The organism is Rhizomicrobium electricum (genome assembly GCF_011762045.1).
Classification (GTDB): domain Bacteria; phylum Pseudomonadota; class Alphaproteobacteria; order Micropepsales; family Micropepsaceae; genus Rhizomicrobium; species Rhizomicrobium electricum.
Genome location: NZ_JAASQS010000001.1, coordinates 529,182 through 545,204, shown reverse-complemented (window position 1 = coordinate 545,204; position 16,023 = coordinate 529,182). Strand labels below are relative to the sequence as shown.

Here is a 16,023-nt window from a genome sequence, read left to right as displayed (position 1 = left end):
GGCATTATCCGGCTTTGCTATCCGGAAAATGCGAATAATGGACAGGTTGGAGACGATGCAGGTATTCGTCCGGGTGGCGGAGCGGATGAGTTTTGCCGCCGCCGCGCGCGACCTCGGCCTGCCCGCCTCGACGGTCACCGACGCTGTGAAGGGTCTGGAAAAACGGCTCGGCGTCCGCCTCTTGGAGCGGACCACCCGCAAGGTCCACCTCACGCCAGACGGCGAGGTTTATCGCCGGCGTTGCCTTGCTCTGCTTGCCGATTTCGAGGAAGCGGAAACTGCTTTCCGTGGCGCAAAGCCGAAGGGCACGCTTCGCATCGATGCCCAGGGCTCGATGGCACGGCACATCATTCTGCCCGGTTTGCCGCGCTTTTTGGACGAGCATCCCGGCCTCGATGTTCAGATGAGCGAAACCGACCGCTTCATCGACCCGGTCGCCGAGGGCGTCGATTGTGTGGTGCGCGCCGGACCGGTCGGCAATACCGACCTTGTCGCCCGTCGGGTCGCGCTCTTGCCGGAAATGACGTGCGTTGCGCCGGAGTACGTGGCGCGGTTTGGCACGCCCGAGCGCTGGGACCGCCTCGATGGGCATCGCATGGTCGGTTATCGCTCGTCGGCCTACGGCGGTGTTCTGCCGCTCGAATTCATGGTCGACGGAGAAAAGAAGACGGTGATGCTGCCGATGGTACTCTCAGTCGATGCCGCCGAAAGCTACCGCGAAGCCGCTTTGCGCGGTCTCGGCCTGATTCAAATACCGCGCTATCGCAACAAAGGTAATTTTGCCGGATTGATCGAGACCTTGCCGGAGACACCGCCATCGCCGACCCCGGTATCGCTGTTGTTTGCGCGCGACCGGCTGATGTCGCCGCGCGTGCGCGTTTTCCTCGACTGGCTTACGGAGGAATTCCGTAACGCACTGCCGGGAGAAGGCACGGGCATGACAGGGCGTGCCGCGCCGTAACGCCTGGGCGGCAGCCGCAATATAATATGCTACACATATTGATTTTACGCCACGTCATATCGGCGCGGTGCAATTTCGCCGTTTACCATCGTCCGTACATTTGCGAAATAAAACTCCGCCATGCTGGGGCTGCGCTGATGGAGACATTGCGACGCTGGCTGAGAGTTTTCGTCGACTGGAGCGCCAGTCCGTGGCTGCGTCCGGATTCGGCGGCGGCATGGGCCGTCGCGGCCGCGCTGGTGCTGGCGGGCTTCATCGCCAAGCCGTTGCTTGACGCTGCGGTCGGCGAGCCTTTGCCGCCGTTCATCACCTTCTACGCTTCGGTGACGATTGCGGCGCTGCTCGGCGGACCGCGCATCGGGCTTGCCGTGACGGCCGTTACCGTGCTGCTGACGTGGTACTTCTTCATGCCGCCGTTCAATTCGTTCGCTCTCACGTCATCGCGCACCGTCTTCTCGCTCGTCATATATCTGGTGCTGTCCTCGTTCCTTGCCTGGATCGTCGGCAAGTCGCGGCTGGTGCAGGACTCCCTCATTGAAAGCGAACTGCGCCGCGACCGCGCCGCGCGCGAATCCGTGCATCGCATCAAGAACCTGATCGCGGTAATCCAGGCAATCGCCACCAAACTGTCGCGCGAGGTCCACACCGTACCGGAGTACAGGAACGTCCTGTCGGCGCGATTGGTGGCTCTCGGTTCGGCGCAGGACATGTTGGTGCAGAGCGGCTGGTCCGATGTCGACCTTGCAGAACTCATCAAATCGGCGCTGGCGCCGTTCCTCCCCAATCCCGGCTTCGATCTGCGTCCCGGTCCCGATGCCAAGGTGCCTGCACGCCATGTCGGCGGACTGTCGATGGCGCTTTATGAGTTGTGCACCAACTCGATGAAATACGGCGCGCTGGCGGAAGGGCTGGGTCCCGTCGTGCTGTCGTGGCGCAAGGAGAACGGGGGTGTGATGCTCGAGTGGATCGAGACGGCGCCGTCGGCCCCCACGCGCGACGAAGGGTTGGGGACGCAACTCATCCGCTACGCTCTAGGCAACGATTCCGGTTGCGTCGTGCACTATGCGGTGAACGGCACCGCCATCACCGCTCTGTTCCGCTGGCCGGCGGACGCAAAATGAGCCGGGGGCCGTGCGGACAGGGCTTTGATCTCGGCGGGCTTTACCGGCGCCGCAGCCACCGATTGGCCGGCTGCTCTACCAGTATCGTCAGAAGTGCGCCCCACGCGATGCAAATCCCCACCAGCATGAACGGCTCAGCCCACCACATCACGTCGCCGAAGCGCAAGCCCAGGATGCGGGTATTGTCGGAAGGGTACCAGCGCTGTTCGAAATAGCGGATCGCCTGCAGCCAGAAAGTCTGGCCCATGTAGATGCCGTAAGACCATTCGCCCAGACGCAAGGGTACTTTCGTCGCCAATCCTTTGGCGAGAAAACCGCGATCGAACGCGAGCACGAAGATCAGCACGAACAATGCTGTCGCCGTCCATAAATCGTTGACGGTATGGTTCCACCCCGTCCGGTACGTCGCCCACAGAAGGTAGAGAAGTGCTACCGCCTGCGCCGCGTGGAAAACCCATTCCGGCAATGTGTCGACGCCGGATTTCTTCGCCTGGCGGTAGACCATGGCGAGGCCGACACCGACGGCGAACCCGGCCATGCCGCGGAAAATGCCGTCATGGAACGTGACGTCGAGGCCATGCCCGCCGCCCACGGCCAAGAGCAAAAGCCACGATACGCCGAAGCCGATCAGCGCCACGCCCATCCACCAGCGTCCGCGCGACAGGACTAGATAGACCGGGAAGAGCAGGCACAGCAGGAATTCCACCGACACGAACCACGATGCGCCATTCCAGGTCAGCACCGGATAGATGTTCCACGCCTGCACCAGCGCGAGGTTGGCGACGAAGCTCGGCCACGTGTTAATCGGCGCCCAGGGCTGGTGATAGATCGACAGATAGCCGCCCCAATAGGACAGCTGGTTCAGCGTCCACATCAAAAGGAGCATCGAGATCAGGGTGACGACATGGACCGGATAAAGCCGCGCCAGCCGCGCCTTCAGGAACGCGAGATAAGCTCCGCTTTTGAGACGCCAGAACTCGGCCGTACGCGCGCTGTAGACGTGCACCAGGATGAAGCCGGAGAGGGCGAAGAAGAACTCCACCCACAAATAGCCGTGCGCCACCGGCAGATCGAACCACTTGCCGCAGGTGAAGTAGTAGTGCCACCACGCGGTCGAGCAGATGGCCTCGTCCATGCCGCGGTATTTGTGCCCTTCGCAGAAATGGAACAGCACCAGGATCAGCGGCGGAAATGCGCGCGCTCCTGCCAGTGCCTTGATCTCTGTCGGGCGTCCCGTCACGCCATGTCCCCTCTGAAGTTTCCCTAGCGCTATTCATGGCAGGGGTATGCCGTGGAGGCAATCGGCAGGTATCAGCCTCCGCTCAGCTCCGGGAAATGGCGATTGATCGCATCGGCGGCCATTTTCAGCCGTCCGTCGCGATCTCCGCCGATCACCTCGAACGGCAGGCTCCGCTTTTCCAACTCCTCGCGGCAGATGCGATAGAAGCGCTGGCGGGCGGCGTCGCCGGGGAAATAGCGCGTGCCGTCGTCCGCCCACGGAATGTCGATATCGGCGAGCAGGTAGAGATCGGCGAATTCCGGCACGGCGTCGAGATCGGGCGGGCGGATGCCGAGCAGCATGTCGGCCCACAATGCGGTCATCAGCCGGTCGGTATCGAGAATGAGAAGCCGGTTGGCGCGGCGCTTGGCGGCCGCTTCGAGTGACGCCTGTCCTTTGACGATGTTCCTGAGATCGTCGGCGGTGCAGTAGGTGCCGAAGATTTCGCAATAGGTGCGCCCGTATTCCGGTGCCGCGATGGTATGGAAATGCGACGCAAGGCGCTTGGCGAGGGTCGATTTGCCGGTCGATTCCGGGCCGAACAGGCACACGGTTTTGACGTAGTGGGCGCGGACCGGCGGCGGCAGGTAGTCCCAGAAAAGGTAGGGATGGGCGCGCACCTTGGTACCCGAAACCGGTGCGGCGAGGCGGTCGGGATCGAACGGCACGTGGCGCGCGCCGGCTTCCTCCGCCAGCCGTCCGCCATAGGATTCGCTGCTGAATACGAAATCGATCGGCTCCGGATGGACGTTCTTCATGATCTCGCGCCAGATCGGCCAGAATTCCGGATGCTCGCGGGGCTCCTGCGGCACGTCGCGGTCGAGATGAACGATGCGCACATTTGGCACCAATTCGCGCATCCAGGTCGCGCGCAGCGCACCGTCGATGGGGTCGGATGGGCGCGTGCACACCAGAACCGTAAGCTCGTCGCAATAGGTCCGGGCGAAATCGCACAGCATCAAGTGACCGCGATGGGGCGGCAGGAATTTTCCTAGAAGAAAGCCACGGCTCACGCAGACACCTCGACGGAAGCGAATTTTGCAAGCTGACGCCGCCACGATAGGAGGCCGGCGACCGACAGGACGAGGAATATCGCGTAGAGACCGGTGGTGGGATAGAGGCCTTTCCACGCATAGACACCGACCGCGACGATGTCGACCGCGATCCACCAGAGCCAGCTTTCGACCTTGCGATAGGACTGCAGCGTCTGTCCGGTCACCGAGCCGGCGGCGATGAAGGCGTCGAACCAGGGCGCGGCGGCATTGGTGTAGGTCGCAAAGAGCCAGCCCGTCACCGCGGCGGCCGCCGCCGTAGCGCCAAGCGCCCACAGCCGGCCTTTCGTCCCCAGGATTTCGGGTCGCACCAGCCCTTCGGCATCCCGGCCTTTCAGCCAGTACCACCAGCCGAACACCTGCACGACGAAGAAGTAACCCTGCAGAATCGTGTCGGAATAGAGCCGTGCGTCGTAGAACACGAAGCCGTACAGCGTCACCATGGCGAGGCCGAACGGGTAGTTCCAGACGCTGCGGCGGACCACCAGCCAGACATTGACCAGCCCGAGGCCTGCGGCGATTAATTCGGTGGTGGCCATCGCCATCCCTTCTACTGTTCCGGGCCGGATACCTACGGGGGCACGCGTGACGCGAATCCAGGAGTTCCTTTCCTCTATGTCGCCGGGCTTGCATCCGCAATCCCTGCTCGGCATCGCCTTCATCCTTTTCGTCGCCTGGCTTGCCTCCGAGAACCGGCGCGCGTTCCCGGTCCGCACCGTCGTGGCCGGGGTGCTGGTGCAGTTCTTCCTGGCGCTGCTGCTTTTGAAGGTTCCGATGGCCCGCGACGGGCTGTTCGCTCTCAACGGCGTGGTGGCCGCCCTGACCGAGGCGACCAGGGCGGGCACCTCGTTCGTGTTCGGCTATGTCGGTCTCGGCGATGCGCCGTTTGCCGTCACCAATGCCGGCGCCTTCATCAATTTCGCCTTCGGCGTCTTGCCGCTGATCATCGTCATCAGCGCGCTATCGGCGCTGCTGTGGCACTGGCGGATATTGGCCATCGTGGTCAAGGGGATCGCGATCGTTCTCAGGCGTGTGCTCGGGATCGGCGGCGCGGTGGGTCTCGGGGGCGCTTCGACCGTGTTCCTCGGCAATGTCGAAGGCCTGTTGGTGATCCGTCCCTATCTCGGCAAGCTCAACCGGTCCGAGTTGTTTATCATGTTCACCGTCGGCATGAGCGTGGTGGCGGGTACCGTCTTCGTACTGTACGCCACGATCCTCAAACCCGTGCTGCCGGGAGCTCTAGGGCACATCCTGATCGCCTCGATGATGAGCCTGTTCGGCGCCATCGTGATTGCGCGCATCATGATCCCCGGCGCGGCGGCGACCGATACCGTGTCGGACTCCGATATGAAATACCGCTCCAGTATGGATGCGGTCAGCCACGGTACCGAGGTCGGCCTCAAGATCTATTGGCAGATCATCGCCATGCTGATCGTGGTGACGGCGCTGGTCGCGCTCGCCAACATGATCCTCGGGCACGCTCCCCTGGTTGCAGGTGCGCCGCTCACGCTGCAGCGCGTGTTCGGTTGGATTTTTGCGCCGATCGTGTGGCTCTATGGCGTGCCGTGGAACGAGGCGGCGACAGCCGGCAGCCTGCTCGGCACCAAAACGATCCTCAACGAGCTGATCGCGTACATGAATCTTGCCGCAATGCCGGCGGGAGCGCTCGATCCGCGCTCGACGCTGATTTGCGTTTACGCCATGTGCGGCTTCGCCAACTTCTCGTCGGTGGGCATCGTCATCGCTGGCATGAGTGCGTTGGAGCCGTCACGCCGCGATGAGGTGGTGCCGCTGGTGATGCGCTCGTTGCTGGCCGGCACGTTGGCGAGTGGCCTTACTGCCTCAATGATCGGATTTCTTCCTGTAACCTAGGAATATCGGGGTTTCAGGACAGCGCGGAGCTAAAATTAAATGCCGCGTTAACAGTCATTGCGGCTAAATCATGGCGACTTTCATACCGGCATGTTGCCATGTCCACGATGGATATCGACGGTTCGCTTGCGGTTGGTTGTGACGCCAACCCGCGGCCATGCCACCGCATCCCTCTGGACGATGTCGATAATGCGGTTTTGCTGAATGCGCACCGGATTTGGGAGAGTCTTAAGGACGGCCGCCGATTTCCGCCGCGCCAGGCGATCACGCCGCGCGTACTGAAGCCGATCCTGCGCAACACGACGCTGATCAAGGTGATCGACGGCGGCAGCGATTACGAATACCGCATCGTCGGGGACGCCTCGGTGATGGCACACGGCCAGTCGTTCCAGGGGTTGCGCTGGAGCCAGACCGAAATACTGACGCCCCGTTTTCCGAAATTCATCAAGCCGTACTACGATAGCATCGTGCGCGAAGGCGAACCGCTCGCCATGCGCGGCTGGGTCGCTCGCAGCGGCCAGGCACGCGGTTACATCTATTGCGAATATCTCTATCTGCCGCTCGGCGAGGCAGAGGTCGACCACATTCTAGTCGTTGCCGTCTACCACCGCCGTGACGGTCACGCGCATACCACGGAGATGTCGAGTTCCGCCGCCTTGTGACGGGACCGGCTGCGCGGCCTAATGCCCGCAGCCGCATCCTTCGTGATGTTCCGCAGTTTCGAATGCCGGGAACAGCACGTTATTTTCGAGATGAATGTGGTTCATCAGGTCGTCGCAGAACTTGGCGAGACCGGCATTGAGGGCGCGCCAGGTCGGGCAGGCGTCGGCCGGGGGCTCGCCGGCAAAGGCTTCCAGCTGTTTCAGCGTTGCGCCCGCTTCGATATGCTCGGTCCGCATCACGCCGATGGGGTGGCGGATGAAATCGTTGCCGCCGTCTTCCATCATCGGGAACAGCACCATCTCTTCTTTGCGCATATGGTCATCGAGTTCGCGCGCGAACGGTACCAGGATATCGGCAAGGCCCTTAGGCGCGTCGGGCCGTTCGCCGTGGACTGCTTCAACGCGCTTGGCCAGCCGGATCAGCTCCGGCAGTTCGCGGCGATGAACTTCGTGGTAGCGCGTCAGGATATGGGCGATCAGGGGCACGGTTTCGGTCGGCGCCTCCGCCGGTACCGGCGCGAGGGCCTTAAGTTCTCCGGCGATGGCATCGGCATCGAGGCCCTTGGCTGCCGCCGCCTCCGCAAGGCTCACCGCACCGCCGCAGCAGAAATCGAGTTTGTATTTGCGGAAAACGCCCGTGGCTCCGGGGATCGTGGTGGCGAGCTGGCTCAGAGTTTCGGTGGTCGCGGACATGGGCTCCTCCTGGTCGTTGGCAGGGGGAGTGTAGGGGGTTAAAAGAAGTATCAACAATACCTATTTAAACCGTGCGACACTGTGCAGCCATGACCACGACGGACCGCAATCTTTCCAAGCTTTTGGCCGAAATCCGCGCCTGCCGGATCTGCGAGGCGCACCTGCCCCATGGCGTCCGGCCGGTGATCCGCGCCAGCGCCAAGGCCCGCATCTGCATCATCGCCCAGGCGCCGGGAATCCGGGTGCACGAGACCGGGCTTTCGTTCAACGATCCGTCCGGCGACCGCTTGCGCGACTGGATGGGCATCGGCCGCGACGTGTTCTACGACGAGCACAAGATCGCGATCATCGGGATGGCGCATTGCTTTCCCGGCTATGACGCCAACGGCGGAGATCTGCCGCCGCGCAAGGAGTGCGCCGAAGCCTGGCAGGACAAACTGTTCGCCGTTCTGCCGCCGTTCGATCTCACGCTGCTGATCGGCACCTATGCCTTCAACTGGCACCTGAAGGGGCGTGCCAAGAAGACCGTGTCGGACACGGTGAAATCCTGGCGTGAATACACACCCGATCGCATTCCGCTGCCACACCCGTCGTGGCGCAACAATGCGTGGCTCAAGAAGAATCCCTGGTTCGCCGAAGACCTGCTGCCTTATCTCAGGCGGCGCGTGAAGCAGGCGCTCAAGCCGCGGTGACTTCGACCTTGCAAACCTTGCCGCCGCGCAGCACCGCTTCCTTCAACACGACCTTTGCTTCCTTGTTGAGAACGATGCCCCAGGTGTGCTTGGTCCAGCCGACCGAACAATCGCACACCGCGCCCGGCGTTTTCGCCTTGAGGCTGTTGAACGGGCAGAAGCAGTCGCCCTTGGGATCGTAGGAAGAGGTGTAGGTCTTGGTGGCCGCGTCGTACGTCACCACCGAGCCGTTTTTGGTAGCTTCCTTGATGTAGGCTTCGGGATTGCCGCGAAAAGCTTCCGTCTTGCTGTCGAGTTCGGAAGCGCAGAAGGAACCAAGTTCCTGCATGGTCGCCGACATCTCGGCGGGGGAGAGCTGCTTCGACAGCGAACCAATGAGCTTGGCATAGCGCCGCTGGACGAACGGCAGCTTCCAGTCTTCCGCCTTGGTCGGTTCGGCAAGCGCTCCGGTTGGCAGGCACGCAGCAGCGCAGGCGCACAAACCCGTGGCGCAGCCTTTAAGGAATTCCTTGCGATCCATAGCCCTCTCCTGATTGAGAGAAGGAGGCTATCGCGGCGGCTCCGGCGGCCGAAATCACAATTTTGTGGGGTGCTACTTCTTCGCTGCGCGTCCCGCATTTGTGATCGGCAATTCGAACGGCACCGCCGGCAGGCCCTCGACACTGTAGAGATTGCACAACGGGCTGTCGGACCAGCAGAACCGCACGTATTTGGCTTTGGCGGTCGCAGCGAGCGTCACCGAATCTTTGGCCACGATGCCATCGACCCACTGGCAGGAACGGTCTTCGCTGCATACGGAGAAGCCGATGGCTTTGTCCCATTCGCGCGCGGTGAGGCCGGCGCCGATGTGATCGAAGCGTACGGTTACCGTCTTGCCTTGGCGCGTCGCGCTCGCCGGTGAGGGGCTCATGCCTTCGATGGGAAGTGCATAAACCATTTTCTTGGCGAGCAGCGCCAGCCGGCGGCCGACTTCCTGTTTCATCTGCGGATGAATGTTGTCGGACACGCCGAGATCGGTCGTGACGGCCAGTCCTGCATCGGGCATTGCGGCAGTCGTGATGCGTTGGCTTTCGCGCAACTCGGCCCAATTCGATTGTCCGGGAACGAGGCGTGGTGCTCCAAAGCCCGGCAATTGCACCGCGAAGAACGGCGTATCGGCACCGAAACGCCCGCGCCAATCCTCGATCAATGCTTTCAATAGGCGGCGGTACTCTGTGGGCTGGCCCGCGTCGGTTTCGCCCTGATACCAGACGATGCCGCGGATCGCGGTGGGGCCGAGCGGCAGGATCATGCCGTTATACAGCGTCGAAACGCCGAACTGGTTGAGCCAGGGCTGATGCGCTATGGCGGGAAGCGGCTCGTTGGCCGACGTCTTGAACTTCCACGGGCCGGCGAGCGGCTTGGCCGTGCCGCTGGCGAGTTTCAAATTCATCTTGTCGGCGGGATCGAGAAAGGCTGCGCCCATTTTGACCGCAACCACGATCACGTTCTTGCCGGCATGCAGCGTTCCGGCGGGAACCGCATAAGCGCGCGCCACGTCGTAGCCTTCGCCGGCGCCGACCTCGACACCGTTGACGAAGGTGAGATCGATGTCGCTGACCTGTCCGAGATTGAGCGTGGCCGCGCCCGTCGCTTCGTCTTCGGAAAGTTCGATCGTCTTGCGCAGCCAGACGACGCCGTTGAAGTTGGCGAGTTTCGGCCACGGCCGGTAGCCACCGGTCGCGACGAGGGCATCCCACCCGGTGTCGTCGAACGCCGGATCGGCCCATCCCGCTTTCAGCGCCGGATCGTTGGCCGCAAACCAGGAATGCACCAGAGCGCGGTATTTCAGGTCGCCGGCCTTCGGCGTGGCCGCATAGGTCTTCACGATATCGAGCGTCTCGCCGTAGCCGCCGAGGCTCGCCAGCTTTTCATTGCTGATCCAGGCCTGGATCGCCGATCCGCCCCAGGCGTCCTCGATGAGGCCCAATGCAATGCCCGCCGCCGGCTGCAGTTCGCGGCCGAAGTAATAGCAGGTGGCGGAGAACTCCTTGGCATTGTCCGGCGTGGTGACCGCCCAGCTCGCATCGGCACCGAACGTCGTGCGCGGTGCCGGGCTGGTGAAGCGCTGTACGTGGAACAAACGGATCATGGAATTGGTGGCGCCGCGCATTTCGCTGTCGTAGTTGGTCGCGAGCCGCAGCGGCAGTTCCATGTTGGATTGGCCGGAACAGAGATAGACGTCGCCGATCATCACGTCTTTGACCGTCTGGCTGTCGCCGTTCGACGATTTGGCGGCGAGCACATAGGGCCCACCCGCCGTCATCGCCTTCAGTTCGGTCTTCCATTGGCCCGCGGCATCGGCCGTTGCGGTTGCGGTCTGACCGGCGAACGAGACGTCCACTTCGGCGCCCGGCGCGGTCCGGCCCCAGACCGGGATCGGCTTGTTCCGCTGCAGCACGGCGTGGTCCTGGAAGGTCGTATAAAGTAGGGTGAGCGGCTTAGGCGCGAATTTCTGCTCGCCTTTGACAACGGCGACCACCGGCGGCGGCGGCTTCATCAGCGGCAGGCTGGAGCAGGCACTGAGCGTGAACGCGGCAGCCACGAGGGCAACGACAGGCTTGTCCATTCCCGATTCCTCTTCTTATTCTCTGGGCCCTGAGGCTGATTTTTCCCGATTAAATACCGGAGGACTTCTGATGGCCAGATTGGCCGTCCTTCTCGCCTGCGTCATTCTGGCTGGCTGTGCGCCGGTCACGGCGCCGCTCGGCCTTGAGAACGTCGCCCCGGTTGTTTCTGACGAATTTTTCACGACTCGCGATGGGCTCGCATTGCCGCTGCGCCATTGGGATGCACAGAAGCCGCGCGCCGTGATCGTCGCTCTGCACGGCATGAATGATTATTCCAACGCGTTCGCGCTGCCGGCGCCGTATTGGGCCGAGCATGGAATCACTACCTATGCGTACGATCAGCGCGGCTTTGGCCGGGCGCCCAACACCGGCTTGTGGGCGGGCGAGGAGGTCTTGGATCGCGATCTGGCCGATTGTCTTGCGGCGGTCCGCGCCCGCCACCCCGGTATGCCGCTGTTCGTGCTCGGCGAGAGCATGGGCGGTGCAGTGGTATTGACGGCCTTTGCGTCCGATCATCCGCCGCATGCCGACGGCATTGTCCTGGTGGCACCTGCGGTGTGGTCGCGTTCTGACATGCCGTTCTATTATCGCCTGGCCATGTGGTTCAGTGCCCACGTCATGCCCGGAATGACGGTGACGGGCCGCGGCGTGGTCCACATCTGGCCATCGAACAATATCGAGATGCTGAAGAAATTCTCGCGCGATCCGCTGGTCATCAAGGCCACCCGCACCGATGCGATATGGGGTCTCGCCAATTTGATGGACGATGCACGCGAGGATGCCGGCAAACTGAAAGATCCGCCGCCGATCCTGATGCTGCATGGCGAGAAGGATCAGGTCATTCCGCCCGCCGCCGCGGCGGAGGCGGCGAAGAAACTATCGGCGCATTCGAACTTCGAAGAACGGCTCTATCCCAACGGCTACCACATGCTGCTGCGCGACCTCGCCGGTTCCACGTATTGGAAAGACGTTGCGACGTGGATCGACAAGCAGATTACGGCCGCACCGTCCCCGCATTGACGTGCACCGTGCCCACCGCCGCTTTGTCGGTTGCCGAGCCGCCCAGCCGCACGACGTAATCGCCTTCGGCCACGTTCCACTGATTGGCGTCGGCATTGAACATTGCGATCAGGCGCCGGTCAGCATAGAGCGTGACGTGCTTGCTCTCGCCCGGACTGAGCTCGACCTTTTCGAATCCGACCAGACGGACGGGGCCGAACGGCGGCTTGACGTAAACCTGCGCCACCGTCTTGCCGGCGCGGATGCCGGTATTTTTCACGTCGAACTCGGCTTTGATGGTCGAGGCGCCGACCAGCTTCAGGTTTTCAAAGGCGAAGCTGGTGTACGACAGGCCATAGCCGAACGGGAACTGCGGGGTGAGTTTCTGGTCTTCGAACCAGCGATAGCCGACGCGCGAACCTTCCTGATAGATCACATCGTACGCGGTCGGCGTGCCGCTGGTGCCGACGATCTTTCGATCGGGGCGCTGGCCGGTGATGATCGGATGCGGCAGCTGGCTTTCGGCGAGCGGGAAGGTGACCGGCAAACGGCCCGACGGATTGACTTCGCCGAACAGGATGCGGGCGATCGCGGCAGCGCCGCCATTGCCGGGATACCAGGCTTCCACCACGCCCGCGACGCGGTCGAGCCACGGCATGGTGACCGGGCCGCCGGTTTCGAGGACTACGATGGTATTGGGATTGGCCGCCGCGACCGCCTCGATCAGCGCGTTCTGATTTCCGGGCAAGGCGAGGTCGATCACATCGACGCCTTCCGTCATGTATTGGGTCGCAAACACGATCGCGACATCGGCCTTCTTCGCCGCCGCAACTGCTTGGGCGATATCGTCGCCGTCGGTGAACGACACGCGCGCCTTGGGAGCCATCTTCTTGATTTCGGCAAGCGGGGCCGTCGCATGCAGTACGCCGGTATCACGCGGCAGGGTCCAGGTCGTACCGCCGATCACTTTGGTGCCGCCGCCGAGGGAGACGTGCATATCCTTGGTGTGGCCGATGCCGTGAACTTGCGAAGAACCGCCGCCCGACAGCACGCCCTTGTCGGCGAAGCCGCCGATCACCGCGATCTTCTGGCGCTTCTTGCCCGGATCGAGCGGCAACGCGGCCTTTTCGTTCTTGAGCAGCACGATGCCTTCTTCGGCGTTCTTCTGCGCTACCGCGAGATCGCCATAGACATCGATCGGGCCTTTGACCACCGGTCGGTCGAACAGGCCTTTGGCGAACATGGTTCTCAGGATGCGATGCACCATCTGGCGCAGTCGCGCTTCCGGCACGGTGCCTTTGGCGACAGCATCGCGCAGCGGCGTGCCGAAGAAATCGATGGCGTCGGAGCCGTTGGAGGATTCCTGATCGAGACCGGCATTGACGGCCTTCTCGGTCGAATGCACCGCACCCCAGTCCGACAGCACGAAGCCCTGATAGCCCCAGTCGCTGCGCAGCACGTCGGTCAACAGATACGGATTCTCGCAGGCATAGACGTTCTTGTAGCGGTTATACGAGCACATGATCGCGCCCGGATCGCCTTTTTCGAGCGCGATCTCGAAGGCGAGCAGATCGCTTTCCCGCGCGTCGCCTTCTTCCATCGCGACGCTCATCACCGTGCGGGCGGTTTCCTGGTCGTTGAACGCGAAATGCTTGGCGGTGGAAATGATGCTCTGGCTCTGGATGCCTTTGATCGAGGCTCCGGCGATGAGACCGGCGAGCCACGGGTCTTCGCCGACGTATTCGAAGGTACGGCCGTTCCTCGGTTCGCGGGCCAGATTGACGCCGCCCGCCAGCATCACGTTGAAGCCCTTCGCGCGTGCTTCGCGTCCGATCATGGCGCCGCCTTCAAAGGCAACGCTCGGATTGAAGGTGGCAGCAGTGAGCAGCGAGGAGGGCAGCGCCACCGCGGTGTCGCCGGGGCGCATGTTGCCGCCATTGGCGACGCCGAGGCTGGCGTCGGATTCGGTCAGCGCCGGAATGCCGAGGCGCGGGATGCCGGGTACGAAGCCGGCCGAGCCGGGCAAGAGCGGCTTCATCCACGCCGGGATGGGATCGTGAAAGCCTTTTTGGTAGGCGACCCCGAGATAGCCGTCGACCAGAACCAGCATCTCGTCGCGGGTCATTTCCTTCTGGATCAGATCGGCGCGCGCATCGGGGCTGAGCGCGGTATTCATCCAGGGTTGTCCAGGCTGCGCTATCGCGCCGGTAGTGAGACAGACCAAAGCAACGCCAAACAACCGGCCGCGCATGACAAAAAGCCCTTCAAACCAAGACCGCGGCGATTATTCTTACGGGCCGTGTGTTAACAAGCTCGTTTGCTGCGGCTTATTCGAATGGTCGCGGCAGTATCCGCTCCGTTGCTGCAAGGCGTTGATAGATGGGCGGATTTGACGTCCGGTTCCGAAGCCGGCCGCGGCAAGCTGTCAGGGCTCTTGACGCATGGCTGGTGTAAGCTTGACGCCGGCCCGGACCGCCAAGTGGTAGCAAAGCTCCATCTGGTCGGCCATGTAGTGTTTCTCGGCGAGAGTGGCCCCGGAATAGGCGGATATCATACGGCCGGCATAATGGATGCGGGCGCGGCTATAGCCGTCGAAGCTCACTTGGCCGGCTTTCTGCACGCGCTCGAAGGTCTGGCGCATCACGTCGGAGAAGAAGTTGGTCGGCGGCTGGTACAGCGGCTTGTAGAGCGCGACATGGGTGTTACCGCGGCCCGCGACGATAATGGCGTCGGCCCCGGTGTCGGGATCGGTGAGCAGAAAGCGCGTCACGTCGCACACCGCGATAGCATCCGCCCAACTGTCGAGCTTGTTGAGATCGAAGTCCGACATGTGGCCCGCTGTGGCGGGAGAGAGGCATTGCACGGCCGCCAAGGCGAGTCCGGAAGCGAGCAAACGGGCTGCAGTTCGCATAGCTTTTTCTCCCAGAAGCACGCCACAATCTTGCCACGTTTACTTCTGACCAGCCGTTCACAGCTCCGCGATTTTGCCCGCGAAAGGCGCCGAAACGGCGCGATTTCCATCACCCTTTCGTGAGACGGCCCGCCCAAGCTGATGTGCGTGGCGTATCCGGGGCTCCGTGCCGCGCGGAAATCGTCAGTATACGTCGTGTGCCTGTCTGGCCGCAGCGGCGGCCATCGCCGTGGAGGCGCTAGATAGCTGTAGTGTTCGCGAAAGGATCCGGCTCTGCCATCCGCCGCCCATGACAGGGCAAGGGATGGTGGGCGATGTAGGGATTGAACCTACGACCCCACCCGTGTGAAGGGTGTGCTCTCCCGCTGAGCTAATCGCCCGGATCCGGTTTTGGCGTGTCCGGCAGGGCCGTCCGCCTCGGGGAGGTGGGCTATACCGTCCGCCGCCGTCCGGTGCAAGCCGCTGCCTAGGAAATCCCCAGCAGCCGCTTTGCCGCGGCCGGGACGTCGCGGAAATCGTCCAGAACCAGGTCGGCGCCTAGGGTGGCGGCCGGTTCGGGGGTGTAGCCATAGCTCATCAGGATGACCGGGGTCCCGCCGGCGCGGGCGGCCTGGACGTCGGTAATGCTGTCCCCGACCATGACGGCCGGTCCGCCGCCGAGGTCCGCCAGCACCCGCTCGTACAGGCGCGGATCGGGCTTCAGCCAGGGATACTTGCTGCCGCCGACGATGGTCGCGAAGTACCCCGTCAGGTCGAGTTCGGTCAGGAGCTGCATCGCGTTCGGATGCGGCTTGTTGGTGAGGACGCCCATACGGACGCCCTCCGCCTTCAGCCGGTCGAGGGTTTCGACCACGCCCGGAAACGGCCGGCTGGCGGCCGCGATATGGCTTCCGTAATCCTTGAGGAAGTCGGCGTAGAGCGGCTCGATCGCCTCCGGCGCGAGCGGCGCGCCGGTGACCTTGAAGGTGTCGGCGATCAGATTGCGGGCGCCGCGGCCTACCAGTCGGCGCAGCACCTCCGGCCCCAGCGGCGGGTGACCGGCGCGGGTCAGCAGCATGTTCATGGTGGCGAGAAGATCGGGCGCGGTATCCACCAGCGTGCCGTCGAGGTCGAACAGGAAAGCGGGAGCGGAAGTCATTCGGTCCGATACGGTAGGGAAAATTCAGCGCCCG

At 63.0% G+C, this 16,023-nt stretch carries 15 protein-coding genes and 1 tRNA gene; 6 read left to right on the top strand and 10 right to left on the bottom strand.

The window, feature by feature from the left end; translation table 11 throughout:
* Positions 1-37 precede the first annotated feature (37 nt).
* Both FHS84_RS02290 and FHS84_RS02285 read left to right on the top strand, forming a co-directional pair.
* Complete coding sequence (locus FHS84_RS02290) at positions 38-961, top strand: LysR family transcriptional regulator (RefSeq protein ID WP_166929865.1); 924 nt, start codon at positions 38-40, stop codon at positions 959-961.
* 137 nt (positions 962-1,098) lie between these two features.
* Positions 1,099-2,082 carry a sensor histidine kinase gene (locus FHS84_RS02285; RefSeq protein WP_166929863.1) on the top strand — a complete coding sequence of 328 codons (984 nt, stop codon included), beginning with the start codon at positions 1,099-1,101 and terminating at the stop codon, positions 2,080-2,082.
* A gap of 40 nt (positions 2,083-2,122) precedes the next feature.
* Here FHS84_RS02285 and FHS84_RS02280 read toward each other — a convergent pair whose 3' ends face one another.
* The 3 genes from FHS84_RS02280 to pnuC form a co-directional block, all read right to left on the bottom strand.
* Complete coding sequence (locus tag FHS84_RS02280; RefSeq protein WP_166929861.1) at positions 2,123-3,322, bottom strand: acyltransferase family protein; 1,200 nt, start codon at positions 3,320-3,322, stop codon at positions 2,123-2,125.
* A gap of 71 nt (positions 3,323-3,393) precedes the next feature.
* Positions 3,394-4,374 (bottom strand): AAA family ATPase, encoded by a 981-nt coding sequence (locus FHS84_RS02275; RefSeq protein ID WP_166929859.1) that lies wholly within the window; start codon positions 4,372-4,374, stop codon positions 3,394-3,396.
* Entirely contained in the window at positions 4,371-4,952 is a 582-nt protein-coding gene (gene pnuC, locus FHS84_RS02270) for a nicotinamide riboside transporter PnuC (protein ID WP_166929857.1), read from the bottom strand. The genes FHS84_RS02275 and pnuC overlap by 4 nt, the downstream gene beginning before the upstream one ends.
* Positions 4,953-5,028: 76 nt before the next feature.
* On the opposite strand from pnuC, the gene FHS84_RS02265 reads away from it, so the two are divergent.
* A complete protein-coding gene (locus FHS84_RS02265) occupies positions 5,029-6,285 on the top strand; it encodes a NupC/NupG family nucleoside CNT transporter (protein ID WP_166930161.1) in 1,257 nt (418 codons plus the stop codon).
* A 98-nt stretch (positions 6,286-6,383) separates the two neighbouring features.
* Positions 6,384-6,947 (top strand): PAS domain-containing protein, encoded by a 564-nt coding sequence (locus tag FHS84_RS02260; RefSeq protein WP_166929855.1) that lies wholly within the window; start codon positions 6,384-6,386, stop codon positions 6,945-6,947.
* Positions 6,948-6,965: 18 nt separating this feature from the next.
* Here the strand turns inward: FHS84_RS02260 and ytfE are convergent, their stop codons facing one another.
* Entirely contained in the window at positions 6,966-7,640 is a 675-nt protein-coding gene (gene ytfE / locus FHS84_RS02255) for an iron-sulfur cluster repair protein YtfE (protein ID WP_166929853.1), read from the bottom strand.
* Between the two features lie 89 nt (positions 7,641-7,729).
* Between ytfE and FHS84_RS02250 the strand changes: the two genes are divergently transcribed.
* A complete protein-coding gene (locus FHS84_RS02250; protein ID WP_166929851.1) occupies positions 7,730-8,332 on the top strand; it encodes a uracil-DNA glycosylase family protein in 603 nt (200 codons plus the stop codon).
* Here FHS84_RS02250 and FHS84_RS02245 read toward each other — a convergent pair.
* Together FHS84_RS02245 and FHS84_RS02240 are read right to left on the bottom strand one after the other, a co-directional pair.
* Positions 8,319-8,852 (bottom strand): hypothetical protein, encoded by a 534-nt coding sequence (locus FHS84_RS02245; RefSeq protein WP_166929849.1) that lies wholly within the window; start codon positions 8,850-8,852, stop codon positions 8,319-8,321. The genes FHS84_RS02250 and FHS84_RS02245 overlap by 14 nt on opposite strands.
* Positions 8,853-8,924: 72 nt before the next feature.
* Positions 8,925-10,940 carry a sialate O-acetylesterase gene (locus FHS84_RS02240; RefSeq protein ID WP_166929847.1) on the bottom strand — a complete coding sequence of 672 codons (2,016 nt, stop codon included), beginning with the start codon at positions 10,938-10,940 and terminating at the stop codon, positions 8,925-8,927.
* Positions 10,941-11,010: 70 nt separating this feature from the next.
* Between FHS84_RS02240 and FHS84_RS02235 the strand changes: the two genes are divergently transcribed.
* On the top strand, positions 11,011-11,961 hold the full coding sequence (locus FHS84_RS02235) for an alpha/beta hydrolase (protein ID WP_166929845.1): 951 nt from the start codon (positions 11,011-11,013) through the stop codon (positions 11,959-11,961).
* Here the strand turns inward: FHS84_RS02235 and FHS84_RS02230 are convergent.
* The 4 genes from FHS84_RS02230 to FHS84_RS02215 form a co-directional block, all read right to left on the bottom strand.
* A complete protein-coding gene (locus tag FHS84_RS02230; RefSeq protein WP_208393656.1) occupies positions 11,936-14,116 on the bottom strand; it encodes a beta-glucosidase in 2,181 nt (726 codons plus the stop codon). The genes FHS84_RS02235 and FHS84_RS02230 overlap by 26 nt on opposite strands.
* Before the next feature lie 249 nt (positions 14,117-14,365).
* Entirely contained in the window at positions 14,366-14,851 is a 486-nt protein-coding gene (locus FHS84_RS02225) for a hypothetical protein (protein WP_166929841.1), read from the bottom strand.
* A 305-nt stretch (positions 14,852-15,156) separates the two neighbouring features.
* Positions 15,157-15,231, bottom strand: a tRNA-Val gene (locus tag FHS84_RS02220).
* Between the two features lie 86 nt (positions 15,232-15,317).
* Positions 15,318-15,989, bottom strand: a complete 672-nt coding sequence (locus FHS84_RS02215) for an HAD-IA family hydrolase (protein WP_166929839.1) — start codon at positions 15,987-15,989, stop codon at positions 15,318-15,320.
* Between the last annotated feature and the right edge of the window lie 34 nt (positions 15,990-16,023).

What these genes read in the sequence shown, in the direction of transcription:
- ytfE (WP_166929853.1), bottom strand. Translation starts at nt 7,640, where the DNA reads ATGTCCGCGACCACCGAAACTCTGAGCCAGCTCGCCACCACGATCCCC.
- FHS84_RS02265 (WP_166930161.1), top strand. Translation starts at nt 5,029, where the DNA reads ATGTCGCCGGGCTTGCATCCGCAATCCCTGCTCGGCATCGCCTTCATC.
- FHS84_RS02285 (WP_166929863.1), top strand. Translation starts at nt 1,099, where the DNA reads ATGGAGACATTGCGACGCTGGCTGAGAGTTTTCGTCGACTGGAGCGCC.
- FHS84_RS02260 (WP_166929855.1), top strand. Translation starts at nt 6,384, where the DNA reads ATGTCCACGATGGATATCGACGGTTCGCTTGCGGTTGGTTGTGACGCC.
- FHS84_RS02290 (WP_166929865.1), top strand. Translation starts at nt 38, where the DNA reads ATGGACAGGTTGGAGACGATGCAGGTATTCGTCCGGGTGGCGGAGCGG.
- FHS84_RS02240 (WP_166929847.1), bottom strand. Translation starts at nt 10,940, where the DNA reads ATGGACAAGCCTGTCGTTGCCCTCGTGGCTGCCGCGTTCACGCTCAGT.
- FHS84_RS02225 (WP_166929841.1), bottom strand. Translation starts at nt 14,851, where the DNA reads ATGCGAACTGCAGCCCGTTTGCTCGCTTCCGGACTCGCCTTGGCGGCC.
- FHS84_RS02215 (WP_166929839.1), bottom strand. Translation starts at nt 15,989, where the DNA reads ATGACTTCCGCTCCCGCTTTCCTGTTCGACCTCGACGGCACGCTGGTG.
- FHS84_RS02235 (WP_166929845.1), top strand. Translation starts at nt 11,011, where the DNA reads ATGGCCAGATTGGCCGTCCTTCTCGCCTGCGTCATTCTGGCTGGCTGT.
- FHS84_RS02250 (WP_166929851.1), top strand. Translation starts at nt 7,730, where the DNA reads ATGACCACGACGGACCGCAATCTTTCCAAGCTTTTGGCCGAAATCCGC.
- pnuC (WP_166929857.1), bottom strand. Translation starts at nt 4,952, where the DNA reads ATGGCCACCACCGAATTAATCGCCGCAGGCCTCGGGCTGGTCAATGTC.
- FHS84_RS02245 (WP_166929849.1), bottom strand. Translation starts at nt 8,852, where the DNA reads ATGGATCGCAAGGAATTCCTTAAAGGCTGCGCCACGGGTTTGTGCGCC.
- FHS84_RS02230 (WP_208393656.1), bottom strand. Translation starts at nt 14,116, where the DNA reads ATGAATACCGCGCTCAGCCCCGATGCGCGCGCCGATCTGATCCAGAAG.